Below are 24,850 nucleotides of genomic sequence, written 5' to 3'. Positions count from 1 at the left end.
GGGCGGTTCATACCCAGTTGTAGGTACGTTCGACGGCTTTGTTCCAGTCCGCGTAGCGGCGGGTGCGTTCCTCTTCGGGCATCGAGGGGGTCCAGGTCTGGTCGGCGGACCAGTTGGCTCGGAGGTCGTCGAGGCCGGACCAGAAGCCGACTGCCAAACCGGCCGCGTAAGCGGCGCCGAGGGCGGTGGTCTCGCGGACTACCGGGCGGACGACGGGGACGTCGAGGATGTCGGCTTGGAATTGCATGAGCAGGTTGTTGCCGGTCATGCCGCCGTCGACTTTGAGGGTGGTGAGTTCGAGGTCGAGGTGCTGGGCGGCCGCGTCGGCGCGCATGGCGTCCACGACCTCGCGAGTTTGGAAGGCGGTGGATTCGAGTGCGGCTCTTGCCAAGTGGGCCTTGGTGACGAAGCGGGTGAGGCCGGCGATGACACCGCGGGCATCGGGGCGCCAGCGGGGGGCGAACAGGCCGGAGAACGCGGGGACGAAGTGGGCGCCGCCGTTGTCTTCGACGCTGAGGGCCAGGGGTTCTACTTCCTCGGCGGAGGAGATGATGCCGAGGTTGTCGCGCAGCCACTGGACCAGCGAGCCGGTGACGGCAATGGAACCTTCCAGCGCGTAAACCGCTGGGGCGTCACCGAGTTGGTAGCAGGCGGTGGTGAGTAGGCCGTGCTTGCTGAACACCGGGGTGGTGCCGGTGTTGAGGAGCATGAAATTGCCTGTGCCATAGGTGTTCTTGGCCTCACCGGGGGTCAGGCAGGCTTGGCCGAAGGTGGCCGCCTGCTGGTCGCCGAGAATTCCGGCGACCGGGATACCTTCGAACGGCCCGGAGGTGATGTCGGCGTAGACCTCTGACGAACTGCGGATCTGCGGTAGCAACGACATCGGGATGTCGAAATCGGCACAGAGCCGCGAATCCCATTGCAGAGTACGAAGATCCATCAGCATGGTGCGTGAGGCGTTGGTGACGTCGGTGAGGTGTTCACCGGTCAGCTTCCACAGCACCCAGCTGTCCATGGTGCCGAAACACAGGTCACCGGCTTCGGCGCGTGCCCGGACACCGTCGACATTGTCGAGGATCCAGCGCAGTTTCGGGCCGGCGAAATAGGTCGACAGCGGCAGCCCGGTGCGGTCCGCATAGCGTTGCGGCCCTTGATCACCCGCGAGTTCGGTGCACAGTTGGCCGGTGCGGGTGTCCTGCCAGACGATCGCGTTGTACACGGGCTCGCCGGTCGCCCGATCCCACACCACGGTGGTCTCGCGCTGATTGGTGATGCCGACGGCGGCCAGATCCCCGGCCGAACACCGACTGTTGCCCAGGGCCGCACCGAGTACCGACTCGGTATTGCGCCACACCTCCGCCGGATCGTGCTCCACCCAGCCGGGCTTCGGAAAGATCTGCCGATGCTCCCGCTGCGCGGTCCCGACGATCCGGCCCTGCCGATCGAAGATGATGCACCGACTCGAAGTCGTGCCCTGATCGATGGCGGCCACATAGCGACGCATTGATGCAGGTTACCGAAAGCTCGGCCCGCTGCCGCAAGCTTTGTCCCCGGCGATGACGGTGCCGCGGATTGCTGGTGGCATCGACAGGCGCCTGGCGAAGGTCGCCCAGCTGACCGCGCGAAGGAGTTGGCGCCGGAACCAGCCGATCGACCGTCCGGTTCGGCATCCGCACCGAATTTCGCTCCCACGCCTCGCCGCGCACGTCCCGAGCGACGAGCGCGCAGTACGTTTAGCCTGTACGCAGCGGCGCCGCCGAACGCGGCGTTTACCCCACTGTCGACTGGGACCGGCCGGAATCGGTCGGTGGCGAGGAGCCGAGCATGTCGCAGACACCGGAGTTTCCGTACCTACACCCGGGTGAGTTGGTCGCGGGCGGAAAGCGGGACCGGCTCGTGCCCGGCGATCTGGGGCCCGAACATCGGCGTTCTGCCTGGGAACGTCTGGGGAAGGATCAGTTCGACGTCCTGGTCGTCGGTGGCGGGGTGGTCGGCGCCGGTATCGCGCTCGATGCTGCGACGCGCGGTCTGTCTGTCGCGCTGGTCGAGGCCCGCGATCTCGCCTCGGGCACCTCGAGCCGCTCGTCGAAGATGTTCCACGGTGGCCTGCGCTATCTCGAGCAGCTCGAATTCGGGCTGGTCAGGGAAGCGCTGAAGGAGCGTGAGCTGGCACTGTCGACATTGGCACCGCACCTGGTGAAGCCGCTGCGCTTCCTCTACCCGCTGACCCACCGCGTGTGGGAGCGACCGTATGTCGCCGCGGGGCTGACTCTGTACGACAGCATGGGCGGCGCGAAATCCGTTCCTGGACAGCATCATCTGACCCGGCACGGCGCGCTGCGCCTCGCACCGGGCCTGCGCCGGGATTCGATGATCGGCGGTGTCACCTACTACGACACCGTCGTCGACGATGCCCGCCACACCATGACGGTCGCCCGCACCGCAGCCCACTACGGCGCGGTCATCCGCACCTCCACGCAGGTCGTCGGGTTTCTGCGTGAGGCAGACCGGGTCGTCGGGGTGAAATTGCGTGACACCGAGGACGGGCGCACCGGCGAGGCGCGCGCGAATGTGGTGATCAACGCAACGGGCGTCTGGACCGATGAGGTGCAGGGTCTGTCGCGGCAGCGCGGCCGATTCCATGTGCGCGCGTCCAAGGGCGTGCACATTGTGGTACCGCGCGACCGCATCGTCAGCGATGCCGCGATCATCCTGCGCACCACCACTTCGGTGCTGTTCGTCATCCCGTGGGGCGCGCACTGGATCGTCGGCACCACCGACACCGACTGGAATCTCGATCTCGCCCACCCCGCGGCGACCAAGGCCGATATCGACTACCTGCTCGGCCGGGTCAACGAGGTACTGGTCACCCCGCTCACCCACGCCGACATCGACGGGGTCTACGCGGGCCTGCGACCACTGCTGGCGGGGGAGAACGACGAGACGTCCAAGCTCTCGCGCGAACACGCCGTGGCACGCGTCGCGCCCGGACTGGTGAGCATCGCGGGCGGCAAGTACACCACCTACCGGGTGATGGCGGCCGACGCGATGGACGAAGCGGCACAAGATATTCCGGCGCGCGTCTCGCCCTCGATCACCGAGAAGGTCGCGCTGCTCGGCGCCGATGGGTACTTCGCGCTGGTCAACCAGACCGTGCAGCTCGCCGAGCACTACGGCATCCACCCGTACCGGATGACGCACCTGCTCGACCGCTACGGCTCTCTCGTCGACGAGGTGCTCGCCATGGCAGCGGGCAAACCAGAACTGCTGCAACCGATTACCGACGCCCCTGCCTACCTGCAGGTCGAAGCGGTCTACGCGGCCGCCGCCGAGGGCGCGCTGCACCTCGACGATATCCTGGCCCGTCGCACCCGCATCTCGATCGAGTACCCCGATCGCGGCGCGAACAGTGCCGAGCAGGTCGCCCACCTCATCGCACCGGTACTCGGTTGGGACGCAGACGATATCGACCGTGAGGTGTCCACATACCAGGCGCGCGTGCGGGCCGAAATCGAATCGCAGACCCAGCCCGACGACAAGTCGGCCGACGCACTGCGGGCCGCAGCTCCCGAGCCACGCCCGCAGCTACTGGAACCCGTGCCGCAGGACCGCTGAGCCTCAGACCGGGTCGATGCGGGCTTTGAGCAGGCAGAACTCATTGCCTTCCGGGTCGGACAGGACATGCCACGACTCCTGCCCCGTCTGGCCGATATCGGCCGGGCGCGCACCGAGCTTCAGCAGGCGTTCGAGCTCGGCGTCCTGATCACGATCGGTGGGATTGACGTCGAGGTGCAGCCGGGACTTCCCGTGTTCGGGCTCTTCCCTGCTGCTGAGGATGATCGTCGCCTGCGGTCCACCGAACCCCTCGCGCGGGCCGATCTCCACGGTGCCGTCGTCCTCCCGGTCGAGGACGACGAAGTCCAGGACCGCACACCAGAATTGGGCAAGCGCCTCGGGGTCGCGGCAACCGAGCACGAGCTCACTGATCCGACATGCCATCACGAAACCTGCTCTCTAACTGGGGAGACGCCCCTGGCCGTTAGCGATGAAAACAATCCCGAGATCGTATCGAACAAGGCGATGCGCGGTGAAGTGTTTTTCAGGGAAGTGGCTGACAGCGTGGACAGAAGTAGATTCCGCGTTCGCGCTGGCTGATGCGATCGGCGGGGTCGTCCTCGCCGAGGAGCTGGGAGGCGATGGCGGTGCCGCAGCGGGGGCAGGGGCGCCGGGTTCGGCTGTAGACCATGGGGCGCCATGGTGGCTGGTGCGCGGCCTTGCCGAGGACGCGGTGGGCTTCGTCTACGAGCGCCGGGAGATCGGGAATCTCGCCGACGGGGGCAGTGGGGTGGACTCGGCGGAGGAAGCAGATCTCGCTGCGGTAGATATTGCCGATGCCTGCCAGATTGCGCTGGTCGAGTAGGGCGAGACCGATGGCGCGGCGGGGGTATTCGGTGAGTCGGCGCAGGGCCTCGGCTGGATCCCAGTTCGGGCCGAGGAGGTCCGGGCCGAGGTGGTCGATGACGGTGTGCTCGTCCGCGCGCGGCAGGACTTGAACCTTGCCGAGCGAGAATCCGACGGCCTCGACCTCGTCGTTGCCGAGTACGAGCCGCGCGGTGACCCGTGGTTTGGTCCAGCGCTGGCCGCAGTGGAACACCCGCCACTCGCCCTCCATTTTCAGGTGGGTGTGGATGCTCCAGCGGTCGGTGCGGACGAACAGGTGCTTGCCGTAGCTGGCGACCTCTTCGACGAGATCGCCGACCAGATTCACCGTCGCGTACCGGGGCACCCGGAAGTCGCTGCGGGTCAGCGTTTTACCCACCAGCGCCGTGCGCAGACGTGCCGCGGTGCGGAAGACGGTGTCGCCCTCGGGCATTCGGCTACACCTGCCTGCGCAGCCGCAGCCCGCTCGGGGTCATCGAGAAACCGGCTTCGATCAGGACGTCGACGAAAAGGTTGCCGTGCACGGTTTCCCCATTGATCTTGTCGATCACCAAGCTGTCGACCCTGCGGTCGCGCACCAGTCCGGCCAGTGCGAGCGCTGCCGCACGGCGCAGGCCGATGTCTTCGGTGAAGCTGAGCAGCGTCTTGCCGCCGCGCTCGGAGTAGAGCACCAGCTCGCCGCCGACCAGAACTACCACGGCGCCCGCTTTGCGGCCCGGCCGATGACCGCCTTCGGCGTCGCCCTTCGGCCACGGCAGGGCGGCGCCGTAGGGGTTGGCTGGGTCGCACGCCGCGAGGGCGAACGCGACGCCCGCTCTGGTGTTGTCACGGTCGGTGTCGAACGACCGCAGGCGGTCGACGGTGTCGGTGGTGGAGAACTGGGCGCCGCCGAGGGTGTCGACGAAATAGCCGCGCCTGCACCGGCCGCGATCCTCGAACTCGGTGAGCACCCGGTACATCAGCTGGAAACCGCCGGATATCCCTTCGTTCTGCACCGATCCGCGAGTCAGCACGCCATAGCGTTCGACGAGCTGATCGGCGGTGGCGTGGGCGCGAACAGTGTTGTCCTGCACGCGTTCCGGCAGGATCGACCAGCGGCCGGCCAGCATCGGCGGACCGGACCGGGTTGGCATCGCTGGTCGCGGCAGGTACGCGCGACCGCGGGGAGCGCGGCGCGGGGTGCGGTGCGCGGTGGTGGCGCGGGCGGTGCCGGACAGTAGTGCGCGCACGGGGGCGAAGGTGTCACCGGAGACGTATCCGGCCCAGACCAGCTGCCACAGTGCGTCGCCGGCGGCTTTGTCGTCGAGCAGACCCGCAGCGTCGGCGAGCTGCCGGAAGAAGAAGGCGCCACCGCCGCGCAGTGTGGATGGCAATCGCGGGAGGTCAGGAGCTTGTCCCGCTAACGGGTTGCCGGACTCGCTTGGCGCCTGTTCCTTTGGATCAGGCCGCAGGCCGGTGGGCGGGGGCCGTCGAGCCGACTCTCTGGCATCACTGCTTGCCGGCACGGGCGCCGAGTTGCCAGGGCTGGTCGCCGCCGTGGCGGGATCGGGTGCGTCGAGGTCGACAACTTCGCGTTCGCCGGTTCGCGAGAGTCCGCTTGCTTGCGGCGTCGCCGGATCCGCGGAGATCCTTCGTCTCCGGGCGGCCTTCGGACGAATGGCGGGTGTGTCCGAGTCGACCGCTGAACCAGGGGCGGTGTCGGGTGGGGGCCATGGCTCCAGGTTCGCGCCGAGTGCGACCAGCAGGCCGAGCTGGGTATCGGTGGGGTCGATCTCGTCGGCGGGAGGCAGGGTGAACGGTGCTTGGTCGGCCAGGTGCAGGGCGATCCAGCCGTCGCGGGCGGTGATGGCGCCGTGGCCCGACCACACCACCTCGCCGGTCGCCATCAGCTCGTCCAGCATGGCGGGGGAGTAGTCGCGGACTCGCGTCGGCAGGATCAGCGACTCCCATGCCGAGGCCGGAATCGGCACGCCCGCAAGCTGTTCCACCACCGTGGCGACACCGTCGACGCCGCGCAGCTCGCCGGAACCGACGTGTTGCCAGGCGCGCAGGAAGCGTCCGAAGGCCGCGGTGGAGACCGGCTCGACCTCGTGCCGGGCGGCAGCCAGCGAACGGCGGCGCAATCGGCGCAAGACCTGGGCATCACACCACTCGCCACCGGCGGTACCCGGCGTGAATTCGCCTTCCACGACCCGCTTTTCGGCGAGCAGGCGGTGCAGTGACGTCGCGGCGACGGCGGTACCCAAGCCGAAGCGGGCGGCGACCGCGGCCGTCGTGAACGGTGCGTGCGTGCGCGCGTAGCGGCCGACGAGGTCGCCGAGCGGATCGGGCACCGGTTCGATGAACGCGGCGGGCACGCCGATCGGCAGCGGCACCCCGAGCGCATCGCGCAGACGAGCGGCGTCCTCCACCGCCACCCACCAGGTACGTCCCGCGAACGAAACTGCCAGCGCCCGCCGCGAATCCCGCAGCTCCGCAAACCAAGCCGGTGCATCGGAATCGATGAGCAGGTCGTGGCTGCCACGATCGGCCTGTGCTCCGCCGTCGGAAGGACCGTCGTCCGAGCGGGTTCCATTGTCTGGGTGCAAGGCAACGCTGTCGGGGGGTGCGGCGTTATCCCGGGGGATATCAGCCGGCCCGGCTCCGACGGCTCCTGCGCCGGGTCTCGGGGCGAGTTCGCCGGACTTCGAGGCTTGTTCGTGTGTGCGAAAGTCGTCCGGGGCTCGACTTTCCATCGCCTCGGCGTGGCGAGCGGCGGATGCGGTGCCGGGGCGGGGGACGCAGCGGGCCGCGGCTTCGGCGGGAGTGAGGGGGCCGAGGAGGCGCAGGAGGTCGGCCAAACCTTCGGGATCGCGGGCTCGGCGTTCGGGGGTGAGGCGTTGGAGTTCTTGTTCGGTCAGGGTGATAACGGCGGGGTCGAGGAGTTCGCGGAGTTCGACGCGGCCGAGGAGTTCGGCGAGCAGGCTGGAGTCCAGGGCCAGTGCGGCGGCCCGGCGTTCGGCCAGTGGGCTGTCGCCGTCGTAGAGGAATTGGCCGATGTAGGAGAACAGCAGGGCGCCCGCGAAGGGTGACGGGCTCGCCGTTTCGACTTCGATCAGGCGGATCTCGCGGCGGGCGACCTGGGTGAGCAGGTCGCGCAGGGCGGGCAGGTCGTATACGTCGCGCAGGCATTCGCGGACGGTTTCCAGCAGGATCGGGAATTGCGGGAATTTGCGTGCCACGTCGAGCAATTGGGCCGAGCGCTGCCGCTGCTGCCACAGCGGTGCGCGCTTGCCGGGATCGCGGCGCGGCAGCAGGAGCGCCCTGGCGGCGCATTCGCGGAAGCGGGACGCGAAAAGCGCGGAGCCGCCGACCTGTTCGGTGACGATGTCGTCGATCTCGTCAGGCTCGAAGGCGAACAGTTCGGCGCCGGGCGGCTGATCGGTGGTGTCGGGCAGGCGCACGACGATGCCGTCGTCGGAGGCGGTAGGGGCGGCGTCGATGCCGAACTGTTCCTGGAGGCGCGCGCCCACCGCCAGCGCCCATGGTGCGTGTACCGGGGTGCCGTAGGGGGAGTGCAGCACCAGCCGCCAGTCGCCGAGTTCGTCACGGAATCGTTCCACGACCAGCGTGCGGTCGGTGGGCAATTGACCTGTGGCACTGCGCTGTTCCTCGAGCAGACTGACGAGATTGGCCGTCGCGTTCTGATCGAGCCCGGCTGTCCGCACCAACTGTTCGAGCCGCGCCGCGGGCTTGCTCTGCTCGACCGGCGACGGCTTCGCCGTCGCAGCTTTTCCGGCCGGCGCATCGGCGGGCCGGGTTCGGTTGCTGGACGCTTTCGCGCGGCCGATCTTCTTCGCGCTCGATTCCACCCCGGCTACCGGGAGGCCGGAAACCTCCGACATGGCCTCGACCAGGGACACCGGGTCCGAAACCGCCGATGGCGGGACGACTGTGGTCGGCCCGGCGCCCATTTTCGCCACGATCCGGCTCAGCTCATCGGTAGGGACCCGACCTGCTGTACGCACGAATTCGCCCAGCGCAGCACCCAATTCGGCGGGACGCCCCAACCCGTCACCATGCCAGAACGGCAACCGTCCCGGCAGTCCGAACGCGGGTGACACCAGCACCCGATCGAAGGTGATCTCCTCGATCCGCCAGCTGGTCGCACCGAGCGCGAACACATCACCCACGCGCGATTCGTAGACCATCTCCTCATCGAGTTCACCTACCCGAGAAGCCTTCTCGCCCACCATGAACACCGCGAACATGCCACGGTCGGGAATCGCGCCACCGGAGGTCACCGCCAGCCGCTGCGCGCCGGGACGGCCGGTGATGGTGCCCGCGTCGCGGTCCCACACCACGCGTGGACGCAGTTCGGCGAACTCGTCGGACGGATAGCGCCCGGCCAACAGGTCGAGCACCGATTCGTAGGCCGAGCGTGGCAGGTTCGCGTAGCTGCCGGTGGAGCGGACGATGTCGAACCAGCCGTCGACGTCGATCGGTTCGAGCGCGCAGGCCGCCACCGTCTGCTGGGCGAGGATGTCGAGGGGGTGCGCGGGGATCTGGAGCTGCTCGATCTCACCCGCGAGCATGCGCTGGGCGGCGACGGTGCAGTGGATCACGTCGGTTCGGTGCTTGGGAAACAGCACGCCCCGCGAGATCTCACCGACCTGGTGCCCGGCGCGGCCGACTCGCTGCAAGCCGCTGGCCACCGATGGCGGCGCCTCGACCTGCACCACCAGGTCCACCGCGCCCATATCGATGCCGAGTTCGAGACTGCTGGTGGCCACCACGCAGCGCAGGCGACCGGTCTTGAGATCGTCTTCGATGATGGCGCGCTGTTCCTTGCTGACCGACCCGTGATGCGCGCGCGCCAACAGGTGGTCGGCCCCGTGGATCACCTCGGTGGATGGTCCGAGCTGGGCGGGTGGCTTGTGCTCTGTCTCCACCGGCTCACCGAGCCGGGCGGCGTAGGTCTCGTTGAGTCGCGCTGTCAGCCGCTCGGAGAGCCGCCGCGAGTTGGCGAACACGATCGAGGAACGGTGCTCGAGAACGAGGTCGACGATGGCCTCGTCGACATGCGGCCAGATCGACCCCGGCTGATCGGAGTCGCCGCCGGGATCGGTCATATCGGCCACCGGCACCCGCACGGACAGGTCGAAGGTCTTCGGTGCGGGCGGGCGCACAATGGTGATCGGCGCGTTCCCGACCAGGAACCGCCCGACCTCCTCGGGCGGGCGCACCGTCGCCGACAACCCGATCCGCTGCGCGGGCTTGTCGGTGAACTGGTCCAGCCGGGCCAGCGACAGCGCCAGGTGCGCACCACGCTTGGACCCGGCGATGGCGTGCACTTCGTCGACGATCACCGTATTGACCTGGGCAAGCGTCTCGCGAGCCGCCGAGGTCAACAGCAAGAACAGCGACTCGGGAGTGGTGATGAGAATGTCCGGCGGCGTGCGCAGCATCGCCCGACGCTGGGCAGGCGGAGTATCACCGGAGCGCACCCCCACCGAGATATCCGGCGGGTCGAGTCCCAACCGTTTCGCCGTCTGCGTCACTCCTACCAGCGGCGCCCGTAGATTGCGCTCCACATCCACCGCGAGTGCCTTCAACGGCGAGACATAGAGCACCGAGGTGCCCCGGGGCGCCCCCGGCTCGGGTGGCTCCCGCTGAGCCAGCTGATCGATAGCCCACAGAAACGCCGACAAGGTCTTGCCCGACCCCGTCGGCGCGACCACCAGCGTGTTCTCCCCGGCGGCGATCGCGTCCCACGCGCCGAGCTGGGCCGACGTCGCGCCGGGGAACGCGCCGTCGAACCACTGTGCCGTCGCGGGGGAGAACCGATCCATAGCACCAAGTGTGCACCGACCCACCGACAACTTCGCCGACCTCATGCGCCCCGACCTGCGTGAAGATGTCGATGACCGGGGCGGCGCGTAGCCCGGGTTGTGGCGTGGATCGCACTCGTCGCTACCCTCGACTCTCGTGCAAACGGTGCTGAGAGTCGACCTTGTCGGCCATGGCCTTACCGAGGCGGTACGTAAGGCGCGTTTTCCTGTCGATGAACCCCTGGACGAGTCGGGGCGGGCCGCGGTGCGCGCCTGTGTGCCGCTCGATGAGGCGCTGGTGCGGACAGGGCCCGAGAGGCGGGCTCGGGAGACGGCGGAGGAATTGGGCCTCGTCGGGGAACAGGACGTGCGATTACGGGATCTCGATGCCGGGTCGTGGCGGGGCAGTGAGATGGGCAAACTCGCTCAGGATCAGCTGTTCGCCTGGCTGACCGACCCCGAATTCCGTGGGCACGGTGGCGAATCCGTCACCGATCTGGTCGACCGGGTGCGGTTCTGGTTGGCCGAGATCGCGTCGTCGGGGCGCGACACCGTGGCGGTGACGCATCCGGCCGTGGTGCGGGCGGCGCTGCTCGTGGTGCTCGACGCACCGGCGAAGTCGTTCTGGCGCATGGATGTTCCGCCCGCGAGTGTCACCCGGCTGCACTATCGGGGGAACTGGACCCTGCGGCTCGGCAACGGATAACGAAGAAGGCCCCGGAGTGAAAACTCCGGGGCCTTCTTCGTAGTAGCGGGAACAGGATTTGAACCTGCGACCTCTGGGTTATGAGCCCAGCGAGCTACCGAGCTGCTCCATCCCGCGTTGCAAATACCACTTTACACGGGGTGGGTCGGAAGGCGAAATCGCATGGCTGATCAGCCGAAATGGATGCCCTGCGCGAGCGGGAGCTCGGTGGAGTAGTTGACGGTGTTGGTGGCCCGGCGCATGTAGGCCTTCCATGAGTCCGAGCCCGACTCCCGGCCGCCGCCGGTGTGCTTCTCCCCGCCGAACGCGCCGCCGATCTCCGCGCCCGATGTCCCGATATTGACATTGGCGATGCCGCAGTCGGAGCCGGCCAGGAACTGTTCGGCCTCGCGCTGGTCGAGGGTGAAGATCGACGAGGAAAGTCCTTGGGTGACATCGTTGTTGAGTGCGATGGCCTCGTCGATGTCGTCGTAGGTCAGCACGTACAGGATCGGCGCGAAGGTCTCCTCGCGCACGAGTTCGGTCTGTGCGGGCATGCGAACCAGGGCGGGCCGCACGTAGTAGGCGTCGGGTCCGAGCGTGTCGACTCGCTCACCGCCGCAGATGATGTCGCCGCCTTCGGCCACCGACCCGACCAGCGCCTTCTGCATCGCGGCGAACGCGCGCTCGTTGATCAGCGGCCCGACCAGCACGCCGTCGTCGAGCGGATTGCCAACGGGTAGTTGGCTGTACGCCGCGGCCAGCCGGTCGACCAGCTGGTCGGCGATCGAACGATGCGCGATCAATCGCCGCAGACTCGTACACCGCTGGCCCGCTGTCCCCGCCGCCGAGAAGACGATGCCGCGCACCGCGAGCTCCAGATCGGCACTCGACGCCACGATCGCGGCATTGTTGCCACCGAGCTCTAGCAGGCACCGCCCGAATCGCGCGGCCACCCTCGGTGCGACGGTGGCGCCCATCCGCACCGAACCGGTCGCGCTCACCAGGGCGACCCGGCGATCGTCGACCAAGGCCGAGCCGACGGCGGCGTCACCTCGAATCAATTGGTGCACTTCGGGATCCGCGCCCACATCGACCGCGGCACGACGCAGCAGGGTGTGACACGCCAATGCCGTCAACGGCGTGGTCTCCGACGACTTCCACACCACCGTGTCGCCGCACACCAGCGCGATCGCGGTGTTCCAAGCCCACACCGCGACCGGGAAATTGAACGCCGAGATCACCCCGACGACGCCGAGTGGATGCCACGTTTCCATGAGCCGATGGCCGGGGCGTTCGGAAGGCATGGTGGCGCCGTAGAGTTGGCGCGAGAGCCCGATCGCGAACTCGCAGACGTCGATCATCTCCTGCACTTCGCCCAGCGCCTCGGGGCCGATCTTGCCCGCTTCGAGGGTCACCAGCTCGGCCAGCTCGTCCTGATGGGCCACCAGCAACTGCGCCAGTCTGCGCACCAGCGCTGCTCGCACGGGCGCGGGGACCGTGCGCCAGGCCTCGAACGCGGTGGCGGCGCGGCCGATCGCGGCATCGACGTCCGCGGCGGTGTCGGTGGTCAGCGGCAACAGGACTCCGCCGGAGATCGGCGTGCGCGCGAGCAGCGGGCCGGGTTCCGGCACAGCGGCGCCGAGGCCGTGCAGGAGCGCCCTGGCTCGCAGTGCGAGCTGCTCGGAGAAGTTCACGGTCTGCGTCATCGGTACTCTGCTCACCTTCTGCTGTTTGGTACGACTCACGGAAAAGTTCGGGAGAATTCGGTGGGGAACGGAAAGAAGTTTTCCCCGCGCGAGCCCCACGCTGAGTTAGCCTTCGCTGATGGCGGATACACCGGCTCGACCCCAGCTCGACGACATCGATCGACTATTGATCAAAGAACTGATGGCAGACGGTCGCGCCACATTGTCGAATCTGGCGGAGAAGGCCAGCCTTTCGGTCTCCGCGGTGCAATCGCGGGTGCGCAGGCTCGAAGCGCGCGGCGTGATCCGCGGGTACGCCGCGCAGGTCGACCCCGAAGCGCTCGGGCACTTGTTGTCGGCGTTCGTCGCGATCACTCCTCTCGATCCGTCCCAGCCCGATGACGCGCCCGCCTTGTTGCAGCACATCCCCGGCATCGAGGGGTGCCACTCGGTGGCGGGCGAGGAGAGCTACGTCTTGCTGGTGCGGGTGGCATCGCCTCGGCATCTGGAACATCTGCTGCAGGAGATCAGGGCCACGGCCAACGTGCACACCCGCAGCACGATCATCCTGCAGACATTCTATGACAGGTAGTGATCCTTCGTAATTTGATTCGTGATTCCGTAGAACTTCCGTAAATATTTGCGTATCGTCGGTTTTATGACCATCGAACTGGAGCGCCCTGGCGCGGCGGTCATCCCCGCCGACCGGGTCCACGAAATCCTGTCCTCGCACATCCTCGCGGACGGTTTCGAGCTTGTGCTCGACCTACACGAGTCGCACGGCCGCACGCTCGTCGACGAACGCGACGGCACCGGCTATCTCGACATGTTCGGCTTCTTCGCCTCCAACGCGCTCGGGATGAACCATCCCGCCCTGGCAGGAGACGAGAGTTTCCGCGCCGAACTGGCCACTGCGGCACTGAACAAGCCGAGCAACTCCGATATCTACACCATCGAGATGGCACGCTTCGTCGAAACCTTCGCCCGTGTGCTCGGCGATCCGCACCTGCCGCATCTGTTCTTCGTCGACGGTGGTGCGCTCGCGGTCGAGAATGCGCTGAAAGTCGCTTTCGACTGGAAGAGCAGGCACAACGAATTGCACGGCCGCGCACCGGAACTCGGCACCAAGGTGCTGCACCTCACCGGTGCCTTCCACGGCCGGAGCGGCTATACGATGTCGCTCACCAATACCGACCCGGTCAAGACCGCGCGATTCCCGAAATTCGATTGGCCGCGAATCGACACACCGCACACCTTCGCCGGGCCCGACATCGCCGCGCTCGAAGCGCGGGCTCTGGCCCAGGCCGAACAGGCCTTCGCCGACAACCCGCACGACATCGCCTGCTTCATCGCCGAGCCGATCCAGGGCGAAGGCGGAGACCGCCACCTGCGACCGGAATTCCTCGCCGCCATGCAGCGGCTGTGCCACGCGAACGACGCGCTATTCATCCTCGACGAGGTGCAGACCGGCGTCGGCATGACCGGAACCACCTGGGCCTTCCAGCAATTGGACGTGCGGCCCGATGTAGTGGCCTTCGGGAAGAAGACTCAGGTCTGCGGGATCATGGCAGGCGGGCGGGTCGACGAGGTCGGAGACAATGTCTTCCGGGTGAGCTCCCGGCTCAACTCCACCTGGGGCGGCAACCTCACCGACATGGTCAGAACTCGACGCATTCTCGAAGTGCTGGAACGCGATCGGCTCATCGAGGGCGCGGGTCCGCTCGGTGCGTTCCTGCTCGACCGGCTCGGCAAGCTCGCCGCCGCGCACCCGGACCTGGCCTCCGAGGCACGTGGGCGTGGGCTGATGTGCGCGATCACCCTGGCGACGCCGGAGTTGCGCGATCGGGTGGTGACAGAGCTGCGCGAACGTGAGCATGTGCTGCTGCTCGGCACGGGGGAGCGCGGGATCCGGTTCCGTCCGCCGTTGACTGTCACCGAGGATGAATTGCGTCAGGCAGTCGACGCGCTCGACGCGGTGCTCGCGCGAGAAGCGGTGTAGCGCACAGCAAGCCGCGCATAGCCTCGAGTCGGTGTGTCGACTGCGGTGCTCCTGTTCCGTGCGCGAAGTTCGCGCTGGTCGTCGCCGAGGCGGACACGGGTGTCATGCGGGAGCGGCGATCAGGCCTGCGCGACACGTAATCCGAGTGCGCCCGCGACGAAGCGGTGGACCGAGGCGAGGCCGGCGGCCAATGCCTCGTCCTCGCCGGGACGGGCCCACCCGGTGACGGTCGCGGTGTCGCCGGGGCCCGGTGTCACGCCGATCTCGGCGACCAGCTCGGCCGTCGTCGGAACGCAGACCGCCCAGGAGAAGTGGGATTCATCGGCCCACTGTGCCGACCGGGTGGCCACGTAGCCGGGATCGGTGATGCCGCCGTCGGCCAGCGCGGGTCGATCGTCGATGCGCTCGTCGGCGCGAAGGGCGCGCAGATACCAGGACCCTGCGTTGATCTCGATCGGTTCCACGCCCGCAGCCTAATGCCGACCGGTGTGGCCGCCGCCGACAGACCCCGGCGATCACGGGCTCACCGGATTCAGGCCGTGCGGAGGGTGCCGCCGCCGAGGAGGGAATGGACGGCGGTGCGGCCGATGTCGAGGGCGCGGGTGAGCAGGTCGGTGTCGCGGGCCGCGCTGTCGATGGCGGGGGAACCGGCGGGCGGGTGAACCTGGAGGACCTGCTCGCCGAGGCCGTCGAGGTAGCTGTCCTCTATCGCCTGCTGACCGGGCCGCTTGCTCCACGCCCGGAACGCGCCGGGTGCGATGGCACGCATATAGCCGCCGCCGACCACCCGATGCAGCAGGGGAGCGGGCGGGCGGAGTTCATCGGTGCGGCGGGTTCGCAGGACCAAGGCGTGGGTGGCGCCCGCGGCCACCGCGGTGCGGATCGGCACGGTTTCGGTGAGGCCGCCGTCGAAGTAGTCGCCGCCCGCCAGGGCGACCGGCGGTCCCGCCAGCAGCGGTAGCCCCGCGGAGGCCCGCAGCGCTGTCATGAGGGACTGTTTGTCGGTGATGTAGGGCCGGAGGTCCACCGACTGCCCGGTGCGGATATCGGTCGCGATCGGGTGGAAGGTGGTCGGATTGGCCAGGATGGCCGGAAAGTCCATCGGCTCGATGCCGTCGTACACGCGATGTACGAGATAGTGCAGATCGAAGACGGGGCGGCCACGGAAGATGCGCACCGGATCGACCACGCGGCGCATGATCGCCGGATCGGTCCACGATCGCATCCCGGTCGCCGCGCGCCCGCACAGCAGCCACGCACCATTGATCGCCCCGGCCGACGTGCCGTAGACGGCGTCGAACACCTTCGCCAAACCCAGTTCCTCGAGTGCCTGCACCATGCCGCTGGAGTACACACCGCGGCTGCCACCGCCCTCGATCACCAGCGCGAGGCGATGACCATCGGCGCGATGACCGGCTTCCCGCCTGCCCTGGATCACCTCGGCTACCGTTGCCGAACCCGGCGTCGAGAGCGGGTCCAGATCGGTGTGCGCAGTACTGGTCACCCGACCCACGATACGACAGAATACGGGGACCCATCCTGCGGAGACAGGTGATTTTCGTCCGCCGTTCACTCCGGCGAACGACAACGGGCGCTGGTCCGCGAAGACCAGCGCCCGTTGGTGAGTTCTCTACTACTTGATCTCCGCCAGGACGGTGCCCTGGGTGATCGCCGCACCCGCCGCGACGGACAGCCCGGTGACGACACCGGCCTTGTGCGCGTTGACCGGGTTCTCCATCTTCATGGCCTCGAGCACCACGATCAGGTCGCCGACCTCGACGGTCTGGCCCTCTTCGACCGCGACCTTCACGACAGTGCCCTGCATCGGCGCGGTCACCGCGTCGCCCGACGCGGCACCGGCACCGGCACCACCACGCTTGCGCGCCTTCGGCTTCTTGCGAATCACACCGTTGCCGGCCGAACCGGCCGCACCGCCACCGAGGGTGAACTGACCGGGCAGCGACACCTCGACACGACGTCCACCGACCTCGACGACAACCTTCTGCCGGGGCAGATCCTCGTCGTCATCGTCGGCCGCGCCACCGGCGGTGTACGGCTCGACGGTGTTCTTCCACTCGTTTTCGATCCACTTGGTGTAGACGTCGAACGCCTGGCCGTCACCGATGAACGCCGGGTCCTCGATGACCGCGCGGTGGAACGGGATCACCGTCGCCAGGCCCTCGACCTCGAACTCGGCCAGCGCGCGGCGGGCACGCTGCAGCGCCTGCTCACGGTTCTCGCCGGTGACGATCAGCTTGGCCAGCATCGAGTCGAACTGACCGCCGATGACGCTGCCCTGGACCACACCGGAATCGACGCGCACGCCGGGGCCCGTTGGCTCGCGGTAGACGTTCACCGGGCCGGGGGCGGGCAGGAAGCCGCGACCGGCGTCCTCACCGTTGATCCGGAACTCGAACGAGTGCCCACGCGGGGTGGGGTCTTCCTTGATGCTCAGCTCGTCGCCGTTGGCGATCGCGAACTGCTGGCGCACCAGGTCGATGCCCGCGGTCTCCTCGGTGACCGGGTGCTCCACCTGCAGGCGGGTGTTCACCTCGAGGAACGACACGGTCTCGCCCTGCACCAGGTACTCCACGGTGCCCGCGCCGTAGTAGCCCGCCTCGCGGCAGATGCGCTTGGCCGATTCGTGGATGGCGGCGCGAACCTTGTCGGACAGGAACGGCGCGGGCGCCTCCTCGACGAGCTTCTGGAACCGGCGCTGCAGCGAGCAGTCGCGGGTACCGGCGACCACCACGTTGCCGTGCTGGTCGGCGATGACCTGGGCTTCGACGTGGCGGGCTTTGTCGAGGTACTGCTCGACGAAGCATTCGCCGCGACCGAAGGCGGCGATGGCCTCACGGGTCGCCGACTCGAACAGCTCGGGGATCTCCTCGATGGTGTGGGCGACCTTCATGCCGCGGCCACCGCCACCGAATGCGGCCTTGATGGCCACCGGGACGCCGTATTCCTTGGCGAACGCGACGACCTCGTCGGCGTTCTTGACCGGGTCCTTGGTGCCCGCGGCCATCGGCGCCTTCGCCTTCTCGGCGATGTGGCGCGCGGTGACCTTGTCACCCAGGTCGCGGATGGACTGCGGCGAGGGGCCGATCCAGATCAGCCCGGCGTCGATAACGGCCTGAGCGAAGTCGGCGTTCTCGGAGAGGAAACCGTAACCGGGGTGGATCGCGTCGGCGCCGGACTTGGCCGCGGCGTCGAGGATCTTGTCGAACACGAGGTACGACTCGGCAGAGGTCTGACCGCCGAGGGCGAACGCCTCGTCGGCGAGCTTCACGAAGGGAGCGTCGGCATCGGGCTCGGCGTACACCGCGACGCTGGTGATTCCCGCGTCCTTGGCAGCCCGGATCACGCGAACCGCGATCTCGCCGCGGTTAGCTACGAGTACCTTTGTGATCCGTGCGCTGGCATGGCTTGGCACTGAGCCTCCTGTGTGCAATCTCTGGTCGCGTCGGGGAACGGGTCGCCGGTTAGGCCCCGTGCCCGGTATCGACAACTTTCGTCTCGGGCGAGTGTAGGCAGTGTGCCAACACTGCTCGAACTCGGCTAGCCCTACTGTCGAGTAGGTCGCAGGTCACATTACGGGGCGTCCAGTGATGTGAACATGTTTCAAATGATCTGATTCGCGGCACCGGGCTCGGTGCCCGTGGCGATCGGCACCCGCACCGAGTTGCCCCATTCGATCCACGATCCGTCGTAATTACGCACCGACCTGCGGCCCAGCAGGAATGTCAGGACGAACCAGGAGTGGCTGGATCGCTCGCCCAACCCGCTGTAGACGACCAGGTCGTCGGCGGGAAGCGCGCCGTAGACCTCGTCGAGGTCGGCGCGCGAGCGGAAGCGGCCGTCGATCGTGGTGGCATCGGTCCACGGGATGTTCACCGCGGTCGGCACGTGTCCGCCGCGCAGCGTCGAAGACGGCGGGCCGGAGGAGGCAGCCGAACGTAACCACGCAGGCCCTCGTGTAGAGGCCGAGGTATCAGCCGCGTGCTCCTGGTTGAGCGGCTTGTCCTCGAGCTCGCCCGAGTACTCCGGCGCCGAGCGCACGTCGACCAGTGGCTTGCCGAGCCTGCCGAGCACCTCCTCGCGGAACGCGCGCGCGGTCGAGTCGTCGCGCACGACCTCGGGATAGTCGCTGGGAGTGGGGTAGGGCTGGTCGAAGGTGGTGTCGCGTTCCTCGGAGATCCAGGCGTCGCGGCCGCCGTCGAGCAGGCGCACGTCCTCGTGGCCGAACAGCGTGCAGATCCAGGCGGTGTGCGCGGCCTGGGCATTGCCGCGATCGCCGTAGATCACAATGGTGTCGTCGCGCTGGATACCCTTGGCGCGCATCAGTTCGGTGAAGCGCTTGCCGTCGATGTAATCGCGGGTCACCGGGTCGCTCAGGTCGCCGCGCCAGTCGATTTTGACCGCGCCCGGGACATGGCCGATGTCGTAGAGCAGGATGTCATCGTTGGACTCGATGATCCGTAAACCACTCACGCCGATGTTTGCGGACAGCCATTCTGTGGTTACTAATCGATGGGGGACCGCGTAGGAACCGAAGGCGGGGTGCGGATCCGGGGCGACGGGCACGGTGTAGTCCTTCAGGCGAGTTGGGTGGGTGCGAGCAGTGCGTGGTCGCAGCCGATGGTAAGTGTGTCGTGGCACATCACGAATCGACACAATGGGCGAATAAAGCGCACGGATGTCCGATAAAGTCTCTGGAGAGGAGGGGTGGGCTATGTCCGATTCTTGGCCGCGACGGCGACTGCTCGCGATCCTACGTGGCGCCACCGAGCCCCTCGATGCCCAGGAACTGGCCCGCATCACCGGACAGCACGTCACCACCGTTCGATTCCACCTCGATGTCCTCACCCGCGAATCGCTGGTTCGCCAGTTCCAGCAGCCGCCACGCGGCCGCGGACGCCCGCGCATCGGCTATCGCGCGGTGCAGCGCTCGGTGGGATACCAGGAACTCGCGCAGGTACTGGCCGACCATCTCGGTCCCGATCCGGTGACCCGATCCGCGGCCGCCGTGGCCGCGGGCCGCGCGTGGGGTGCGCGGATGGATATCGGCACGCAGCCGGTGGAAACGCTCGCCGATGCCAGGGACATCACCATGTCGCTGATGTCGGAGCTCGGGTTCGCACCGGAGAAGGAGCCCGCGGGCGAGACGACGGAGCACGTACAGATCAACCTGACCGCCTGCCCGCTGCGTGAACTGGCCCGCTCACACGCCGAGGTGGTGTGCGGTGTGCACATGGGTCTCATGCGGGAGGTGCTCGAGCGCAACGGCGCCCGTGGGGTTGACGTGCAGCTGCATCCCTTCATCGAGCCCGAGCTGTGTACGGCCCGGCTCGACCTGACGATGGCCGCGCCCGATCGGACCCCGGCCAAGGAGCCGGGGGATCAGCACGTGATCGCGCCGTCAGTCCCGCGGATCCCGCCACAGCTGCGTGACACCGACACCGACGTCTTCGAGCAGCCGGCGCAGCAGCGGTAATCCGATTCCGATGACGCTGGACGGGTCGCCCTCGATCCGGTCGACGAACCAGCCGCCGAGACCGTCCAACGTGAACGCGCCCGCGACCTTCAGCGGCTCGCCCGACGCGATATAGGTATCGAGTTCGTCTGGGGTCGGCTTCGCGAAATGCACCGTGGTACTGCTGCATTCGGCCGACTCGGCGACGATCTCGCCGTCGCGTAACCGCAGCACGCAGTGCCCGGTGATCAGGTCCGCGCTGCGGCCTGCCATCGTGGCCCAGCGCTCGCGCGCCACCTCGGGGGTGTGTGGTTTGCCCTGTAGCTGCCCGTCGACGAGCAGCATCGAATCGCAGCCGACGACAACACAGTCGGCGCTGAGTTCTGGGATCGACGCGGCGACGTCGACCGCCTTGGCGCGCGCCAAGGCGACGACGACATCATGCGAGGAGGTGCCGGCGGGTAGTGCCGCCGACACCGCGTCCTCGTCCACGCCCGAGACCCGCACCACGGGGTCGATGCCCGCGGTGCGCAGGATCCCGAGCCGGGCAGGCGACGCCGATGCCAGAACCAGCCTGGTCACCTCAGCGCAGGTGCGACAGCATCGGGTACACGTACGGCGAGAACGGGTTCGTGCCCCGATGCGTCAACGTCGGTATACCCCATGCGTCGGCCGGTCCGTTCGATCCACCGGCGGGCGCGTTGGCGGCCGCCGCGCTCAGGACGGCGACCAGAGCCGCGATGTCCTGATCGGTGGGCGAACCCTTGAGAATGCGGAACATCGGCTCGCCGGTGGCCGGCACGGAGGCCTCGGCCACCGCGCCTACCGACAGTTCGGCCTCTTCGACGAGTGGTTCGACGGCGAGCTCGAGCTCGGCGACTGTCAACACGTCCTCTTCTGCCACAGTTGTCACAGTGCCAGATCCTTCCTGCACTTACTTCGCTTCACAGCGCGGTTGACGCGATCATTCCCGGTGTGGCCGCGCTGATCAATAGTTGTCTTCCACAACAAGTGTGCGCGGCCTATCCGGGATATCGCGTTTTCAGAGCGGAATGTTGCCGTGTTTCTTCGGCGGCATGGTCACCATTTTGCGCTCGAGGAGGCGCAGCGCCGACACGATCTGGCCACGGGTGTGTGAGGGCGGGATGACCGCGTCGACGTATCCGCGCTCGGCGGCGACGTACGGGTTCACCAGAGTGTCCTCGTACTCGTTCTGCAGCTCGAGGCGCAGCGCATCGACATCGTCGCCGTTCTTGGCGGCCTCGGCCAGCTGCTTGCGGTAGACGAAGCCGACGGCGCCGGAGGCACCCATCACGGCGATCTGCGCGGTCGGCCACGCCAGGTTCACATCGGCACCCATGTGCTTGGAACCCATGACGTCGTAGGCGCCGCCGTAGGCCTTGCGAGTGATGATCGTGATCTTTCCCACAGTGGCCTCACCGTAGGCATAGAGGAGCTTCGCGCCGCGGCGGATGATGCCGTTGTATTCCTGGCCGGTGCCGGGCAGGAAGCCGGGCACGTCGACCAAGGTGATGATTGGGATATTGAAGGCGTCGCAGGTGCGCACGAAGCGCGCGGCCTTCTCCGAGGCGTCGATGTCGAGGCAGCCGGCGAACTGCATGGGCTGGTTGGCGACGATGCCGACGCTGCGGCCGTCCACGCGACCGAAGCCGCAGATGATGTTCATCGCGCGCTCGGCCTGGACCTCGAGGAACTCGTCGTCGTCGAGCAGGCGACGGATGACCTCGTGCATGTCGTAGGGCTGGTTCGGCGAGTCCGGGATGATCGTGTCGAGCTCGATGTCCTCGTCGGTCAAGGACTCTTCGATCGCACCGTTGATCGGGTCGGAGGGCGCGTGGCGGGGGGCCTCGGCGCGGTTGTTGCTCGGCAGGTAGCCCAGCAGGTCCTTGACGTAGTCGAGGGCGTCCTGCTCGCCGGAAGCGACGTAGTGGGCGACACCGGACTTCACCATGTGGGTGTGCGCGCCACCCAGGTCCTCCATGGAGACCTCTTCACCGGTGACGGTCTTGATCACGTCGGGCCCGGTGACGAACATCTGGGAGGTCTGATCGACCATCACCACGAAGTCGGTGAGCGCGGGGGAGTACACGTGACCACCGGCGGCGGCACCCATGATCAGCGAGATCTGCGGGATCACGCCGGAGGCCTGCACATTGCGGTGGAAGATCTCGCCGTAGAGCCCGAGGGAGACGACACCCTCCTGGATCCGCGCGCCCGCGCCTTCGTTGATGCCGACCAGCGGACGGCCGGTCTTGATGGCCAGGTCCATCACCTTGACGATCTTCTCGCCGTAGACCTCGCCGAGGGAACCACCGAACACGGTGACGTCCTGGGAGAAGATGCACACGTCGCGGCCGTCGATCGTGCCGTAGCCGGTGACGACACCGTCACCGAGCGGGCGGTTGTGCTCGAGGCCGAAGTTCACGCTGCGGTGCTTGGCCAGGGCGTCGAGTTCGACGAAGGAGCCTTCGTCGACCAGGGCCAGGATGCGCTCGCGCGCGGTCATCTTGCCCTTGGCGTGCACCTTGTCGACCGCGGTCTCACCCATCGGGTGTTGCGCTTCTTCCAGCCGATTCCGCAGATCAGCCAGCTTCCCGGCGGTGGTGTGGATATCGGGGGTGCCCGCCGATTCCGATGCGGGCTGCTGCTGGACACTCGTCATGGGTTGCGAGTGTAACGAGTGACACCGTCGCGCACCACGGCAGTCCGGCTTACCGGCCAGTAGAGAAACCCCAGCTAGGCGTACCTCCGCATTCGCTCCGGCCATGCGCGTCTGAGGATGGGCTGCGCCCACAGCGCCTATTCGGTGCCATGGTGATCGTTCACTGTCTGACTCCCGGTAGCCTGCCCCGAATGAACAGGGCACCGATCGACGCGCCACGTCTGAGCAGCTCACCCGCACTGTCGTTCTATGAGCGAATCGATGTAGTCGAGTCGACCGGATCGACCAACGCCGATCTGGTTGCCCGCGCCGCCGACCCGTCCGTCGACCGCCATGCCCTGCTCGCCGAGGAACAGGTAAGCGGCCGCGGCAGGCACGCGCGCGCCTGGGTAAGCCCGCCCCGGGCCCAGATCTCGCTGTCGATCCTGGTGCGCCTGCCCGGCATCGACCCCGCCGCGCTCGGCTGGCTGCCGTTGCTCACCGGCATCGCGGTGGTCGACGCCCTGCGCGCCGCCGCCGGGGTCGCGCCGGAATTGAAGTGGCCCAACGATGTGCTGCTCGACGGCCGCAAACTCGCGGGCATTCTGGCCGAGGTCGCCGCGACCGGTAGCTCGCCCGCCGTTGTGGTCGGTATCGGCATGAATGTCGACCTCGACGAGTCGGAACTGCCTGTCGCGCACGCGACTTCGCTGGCATTGGCCGGTGCGCGCGATGTCGATCGCACCGCGCTGGCCGCGGCGATCCTGACCGAGTTCGCGCGCCGCTTCACCGCGTGGGAGCGGTCGGGCTGGGGCACCGCCGATCTGGTGGCCGAATACCGGGAGCGGTGCGCCACCATCGGTATCGACGTGCGCGCCGAACTGCCCGGCGGGACGGTGCTCACCGGGGTGGCGACCGGTGTAGACGACACCGGTCGGCTGCTCATCGGCGAGCGGGCTGTCTCCGCGGGCGACGTGTCCCACCTGCGCGGACAGTACTGACGACGGGCCCGAGCCGGGCCCGTCGCCGATACGGATCAACGCGCCGCCGCACCCGTCGTCGCGCGTTCGGCCACCACGCGCTCGCGCGCGAGCAACCGGTCGCGCTGCTCCTCGAACCGCAGCACGTCCTTCTCCAGCTTGTCGATGAACAGCGCGAGTTCATCCCGCGCCGCCTCGCCGCGCGCACCGAAGTCGTTGCGGTCGAAGACGTTCCACTGCTTGAGTACCGGCCGCACCACCTCGTCGAGATGCTGGCGCAGGTCGTAGATGCCGTGCTTGGCCATCAGCACGCCGTTGCGCCGCCAGTTGGGCATGCCCGCGCCCGGCATCTGGAAGTTGGTGAGCACCTTGGTGATCGCGGGCATCGCCTGGTCGGGGGCGAGGTCGAGAGCCGCCGCGCACAGGTTGCGGTAGAAGATCATGTGCAGGTTCTCGTCGGTGGCGACGCGGGCCAGCATCTTGTCGGCGATCGGGTCTTCGCACACCCGGCCGGTATTGCGGTGGCTCACCCGGGTGGCCAGCTCCTGGAACGTCACATACGCGACATTGACCAGGAATCCACCCCAGTTCGCCGGCGCGTGCGCGCCCTGGGTCATGTGGATCATCCGCGCTTCTTCCAGCGCCACCGGGTCGACGCCACGGGTGACGACGAGGTAATCGCGGATCACGATGCCGTGGCGGTTCTCCTCGGCGGTCCAGCGGCCCACCCAGGTGCCCCACGCGCCGTCGAGCGAGAAGTTCTCGGCGATCTCGCGGTGATAGGACGGCAGGTTGTCCTCGGTGAGCAGATTCGTGATCATCGCCGCCTTGGCGACATCGGTGAGCCGCGATTGCGATGGCTCCCAATCGCTTCCGCCCATCGCGGCGAAATTGCGGCCTTCCTCCCACGGAACGTAATCGTGCGGATTCCAGTCCTTGGCGATGGAAAGGTGCCGGTTGAGGTTCTGTTCGGCCACAGGTTCGAGGGCCGTGAGGATTTCGAGCTGAGTCAGATCTTTGGTCACGCGTGCCTCCACTGTCGGTGTCGAGCAAGCAGATATGGGCAAAACCTGGCATCGAGCGTGGAATCCACAGTATCGCCTCGGTCGTGGC

Annotated in this window: 19 protein-coding genes and 1 tRNA gene; 6 read left to right on the top strand and 14 right to left on the bottom strand. The window is 67.7% G+C overall.

Annotation, left to right across the window (positions count from 1 at the left end; all coding sequences use genetic code 11):
* Positions 1 to 7 precede the first annotated feature (7 nt).
* Positions 8 to 1,504 (bottom strand): glycerol kinase GlpK, encoded by a 1,497-nt coding sequence (gene glpK / locus ACFWO8_RS25970; RefSeq protein ID WP_378963726.1) that lies wholly within the window; start codon positions 1,502 to 1,504, stop codon positions 8 to 10.
* 320 nt (positions 1,505 to 1,824) lie between these two features.
* Between glpK and glpD the strand changes: the two genes are divergently transcribed.
* Positions 1,825 to 3,615, top strand: coding sequence for a glycerol-3-phosphate dehydrogenase (gene glpD / locus ACFWO8_RS25965; RefSeq protein WP_378963725.1), 1,791 nt, complete (start codon positions 1,825 to 1,827; stop codon positions 3,613 to 3,615).
* A gap of 3 nt (positions 3,616 to 3,618) precedes the next feature.
* Here the strand turns inward: glpD and ACFWO8_RS25960 are convergent, their stop codons facing one another.
* The 3 genes from ACFWO8_RS25960 to ACFWO8_RS25950 all read right to left on the bottom strand — a co-directional run bounded on the left by ACFWO8_RS25960 (position 3,619) and on the right by ACFWO8_RS25950 (position 10,271).
* A complete protein-coding gene (locus ACFWO8_RS25960; RefSeq protein ID WP_378963724.1) occupies positions 3,619 to 3,999 on the bottom strand; it encodes a VOC family protein in 381 nt (126 codons plus the stop codon).
* A 100-nt stretch (positions 4,000 to 4,099) separates the two neighbouring features.
* Positions 4,100 to 4,873, bottom strand: a complete 774-nt coding sequence (locus ACFWO8_RS25955) for a DNA-formamidopyrimidine glycosylase family protein (protein ID WP_378963723.1) — start codon at positions 4,871 to 4,873, stop codon at positions 4,100 to 4,102.
* A gap of 4 nt (positions 4,874 to 4,877) precedes the next feature.
* Positions 4,878 to 10,271 (bottom strand): DEAD/DEAH box helicase, encoded by a 5,394-nt coding sequence (locus ACFWO8_RS25950; RefSeq protein ID WP_378963722.1) that lies wholly within the window; start codon positions 10,269 to 10,271, stop codon positions 4,878 to 4,880.
* 136 nt (positions 10,272 to 10,407) lie between these two features.
* On the opposite strand from ACFWO8_RS25950, the gene ACFWO8_RS25945 reads away from it, so the two are divergent.
* The gene (locus ACFWO8_RS25945; protein WP_378963721.1) at positions 10,408 to 10,956 is read left to right on the top strand and encodes a histidine phosphatase family protein; all 549 of its coding nucleotides are present in this window, start codon (positions 10,408 to 10,410) and stop codon (positions 10,954 to 10,956) included.
* A 43-nt stretch (positions 10,957 to 10,999) separates the two neighbouring features.
* Here ACFWO8_RS25945 and ACFWO8_RS25940 read toward each other — a convergent pair.
* Both ACFWO8_RS25940 and ACFWO8_RS25935 read right to left on the bottom strand, forming a co-directional pair.
* A tRNA-Met gene (locus tag ACFWO8_RS25940) sits at positions 11,000 to 11,073 on the bottom strand.
* A 53-nt stretch (positions 11,074 to 11,126) separates the two neighbouring features.
* Positions 11,127 to 12,644, bottom strand: coding sequence for an aldehyde dehydrogenase family protein (locus ACFWO8_RS25935; RefSeq protein WP_378963720.1), 1,518 nt, complete (start codon positions 12,642 to 12,644; stop codon positions 11,127 to 11,129).
* Between the two features lie 118 nt (positions 12,645 to 12,762).
* On the opposite strand from ACFWO8_RS25935, the gene ACFWO8_RS25930 reads away from it, so the two are divergent.
* On the top strand, positions 12,763 to 13,215 hold the full coding sequence (locus ACFWO8_RS25930) for an Lrp/AsnC family transcriptional regulator (protein WP_056818059.1): 453 nt from the start codon (positions 12,763 to 12,765) through the stop codon (positions 13,213 to 13,215).
* A gap of 66 nt (positions 13,216 to 13,281) precedes the next feature.
* The gene (gene lat / locus ACFWO8_RS25925) at positions 13,282 to 14,622 is read left to right on the top strand and encodes an L-lysine 6-transaminase (protein ID WP_378963719.1); all 1,341 of its coding nucleotides are present in this window, start codon (positions 13,282 to 13,284) and stop codon (positions 14,620 to 14,622) included.
* A 119-nt stretch (positions 14,623 to 14,741) separates the two neighbouring features.
* On the opposite strand, the gene ACFWO8_RS25920 is transcribed toward lat, so the two are convergent.
* From ACFWO8_RS25920 to ACFWO8_RS25905, 4 genes are all read right to left on the bottom strand, one after another.
* The gene (locus tag ACFWO8_RS25920) at positions 14,742 to 15,086 is read right to left on the bottom strand and encodes a hypothetical protein (RefSeq protein WP_378963718.1); all 345 of its coding nucleotides are present in this window, start codon (positions 15,084 to 15,086) and stop codon (positions 14,742 to 14,744) included.
* 68 nt (positions 15,087 to 15,154) lie between these two features.
* A complete protein-coding gene (locus ACFWO8_RS25915) occupies positions 15,155 to 16,126 on the bottom strand; it encodes a patatin family protein (protein WP_378963717.1) in 972 nt (323 codons plus the stop codon).
* 129 nt (positions 16,127 to 16,255) lie between these two features.
* Entirely contained in the window at positions 16,256 to 18,055 is a 1,800-nt protein-coding gene (locus ACFWO8_RS25910; RefSeq protein ID WP_378963716.1) for an acetyl/propionyl/methylcrotonyl-CoA carboxylase subunit alpha, read from the bottom strand.
* A gap of 188 nt (positions 18,056 to 18,243) precedes the next feature.
* Positions 18,244 to 19,206, bottom strand: a complete 963-nt coding sequence (locus tag ACFWO8_RS25905) for a sulfurtransferase (protein WP_378963715.1) — start codon at positions 19,204 to 19,206, stop codon at positions 18,244 to 18,246.
* A gap of 148 nt (positions 19,207 to 19,354) precedes the next feature.
* Between ACFWO8_RS25905 and ACFWO8_RS25900 the strand changes: the two genes are divergently transcribed.
* A complete protein-coding gene (locus ACFWO8_RS25900; RefSeq protein WP_378963714.1) occupies positions 19,355 to 20,116 on the top strand; it encodes a helix-turn-helix transcriptional regulator in 762 nt (253 codons plus the stop codon).
* On the opposite strand, the gene ACFWO8_RS25895 is transcribed toward ACFWO8_RS25900, so the two are convergent.
* From ACFWO8_RS25895 to ACFWO8_RS25885, 3 genes are all read right to left on the bottom strand, one after another.
* Complete coding sequence (locus ACFWO8_RS25895; protein WP_378963713.1) at positions 20,042 to 20,677, bottom strand: Maf family protein; 636 nt, start codon at positions 20,675 to 20,677, stop codon at positions 20,042 to 20,044. The two genes, ACFWO8_RS25900 and ACFWO8_RS25895, sit on opposite strands and share 75 nt — an antisense overlap.
* A 1-nt stretch (position 20,678) precedes the next feature.
* On the bottom strand, positions 20,679 to 21,008 hold the full coding sequence (locus ACFWO8_RS25890; protein ID WP_378963712.1) for an acyl-CoA carboxylase epsilon subunit: 330 nt from the start codon (positions 21,006 to 21,008) through the stop codon (positions 20,679 to 20,681).
* Positions 21,009 to 21,137: 129 nt separating this feature from the next.
* Positions 21,138 to 22,778 carry an acyl-CoA carboxylase subunit beta gene (locus ACFWO8_RS25885; RefSeq protein ID WP_378963711.1) on the bottom strand — a complete coding sequence of 547 codons (1,641 nt, stop codon included), beginning with the start codon at positions 22,776 to 22,778 and terminating at the stop codon, positions 21,138 to 21,140.
* 191 nt (positions 22,779 to 22,969) lie between these two features.
* Between ACFWO8_RS25885 and ACFWO8_RS25880 the strand changes: the two genes are divergently transcribed.
* Positions 22,970 to 23,758, top strand: coding sequence for a biotin--[acetyl-CoA-carboxylase] ligase (locus ACFWO8_RS25880; RefSeq protein WP_378963710.1), 789 nt, complete (start codon positions 22,970 to 22,972; stop codon positions 23,756 to 23,758).
* Positions 23,759 to 23,793: 35 nt separating this feature from the next.
* Here ACFWO8_RS25880 and ACFWO8_RS25875 read toward each other — a convergent pair whose 3' ends face one another.
* A complete protein-coding gene (locus ACFWO8_RS25875) occupies positions 23,794 to 24,762 on the bottom strand; it encodes an acyl-ACP desaturase (protein ID WP_378963709.1) in 969 nt (322 codons plus the stop codon).
* Between the last annotated feature and the right edge of the window lie 88 nt (positions 24,763 to 24,850).

Source organism: Nocardia sp. NPDC058480, from assembly GCF_042720495.1.
Lineage (GTDB): Bacteria > Actinomycetota > Actinomycetes > Mycobacteriales > Mycobacteriaceae > Nocardia.
This window is presented reverse-complemented; position numbering and strand designations above follow the sequence as displayed.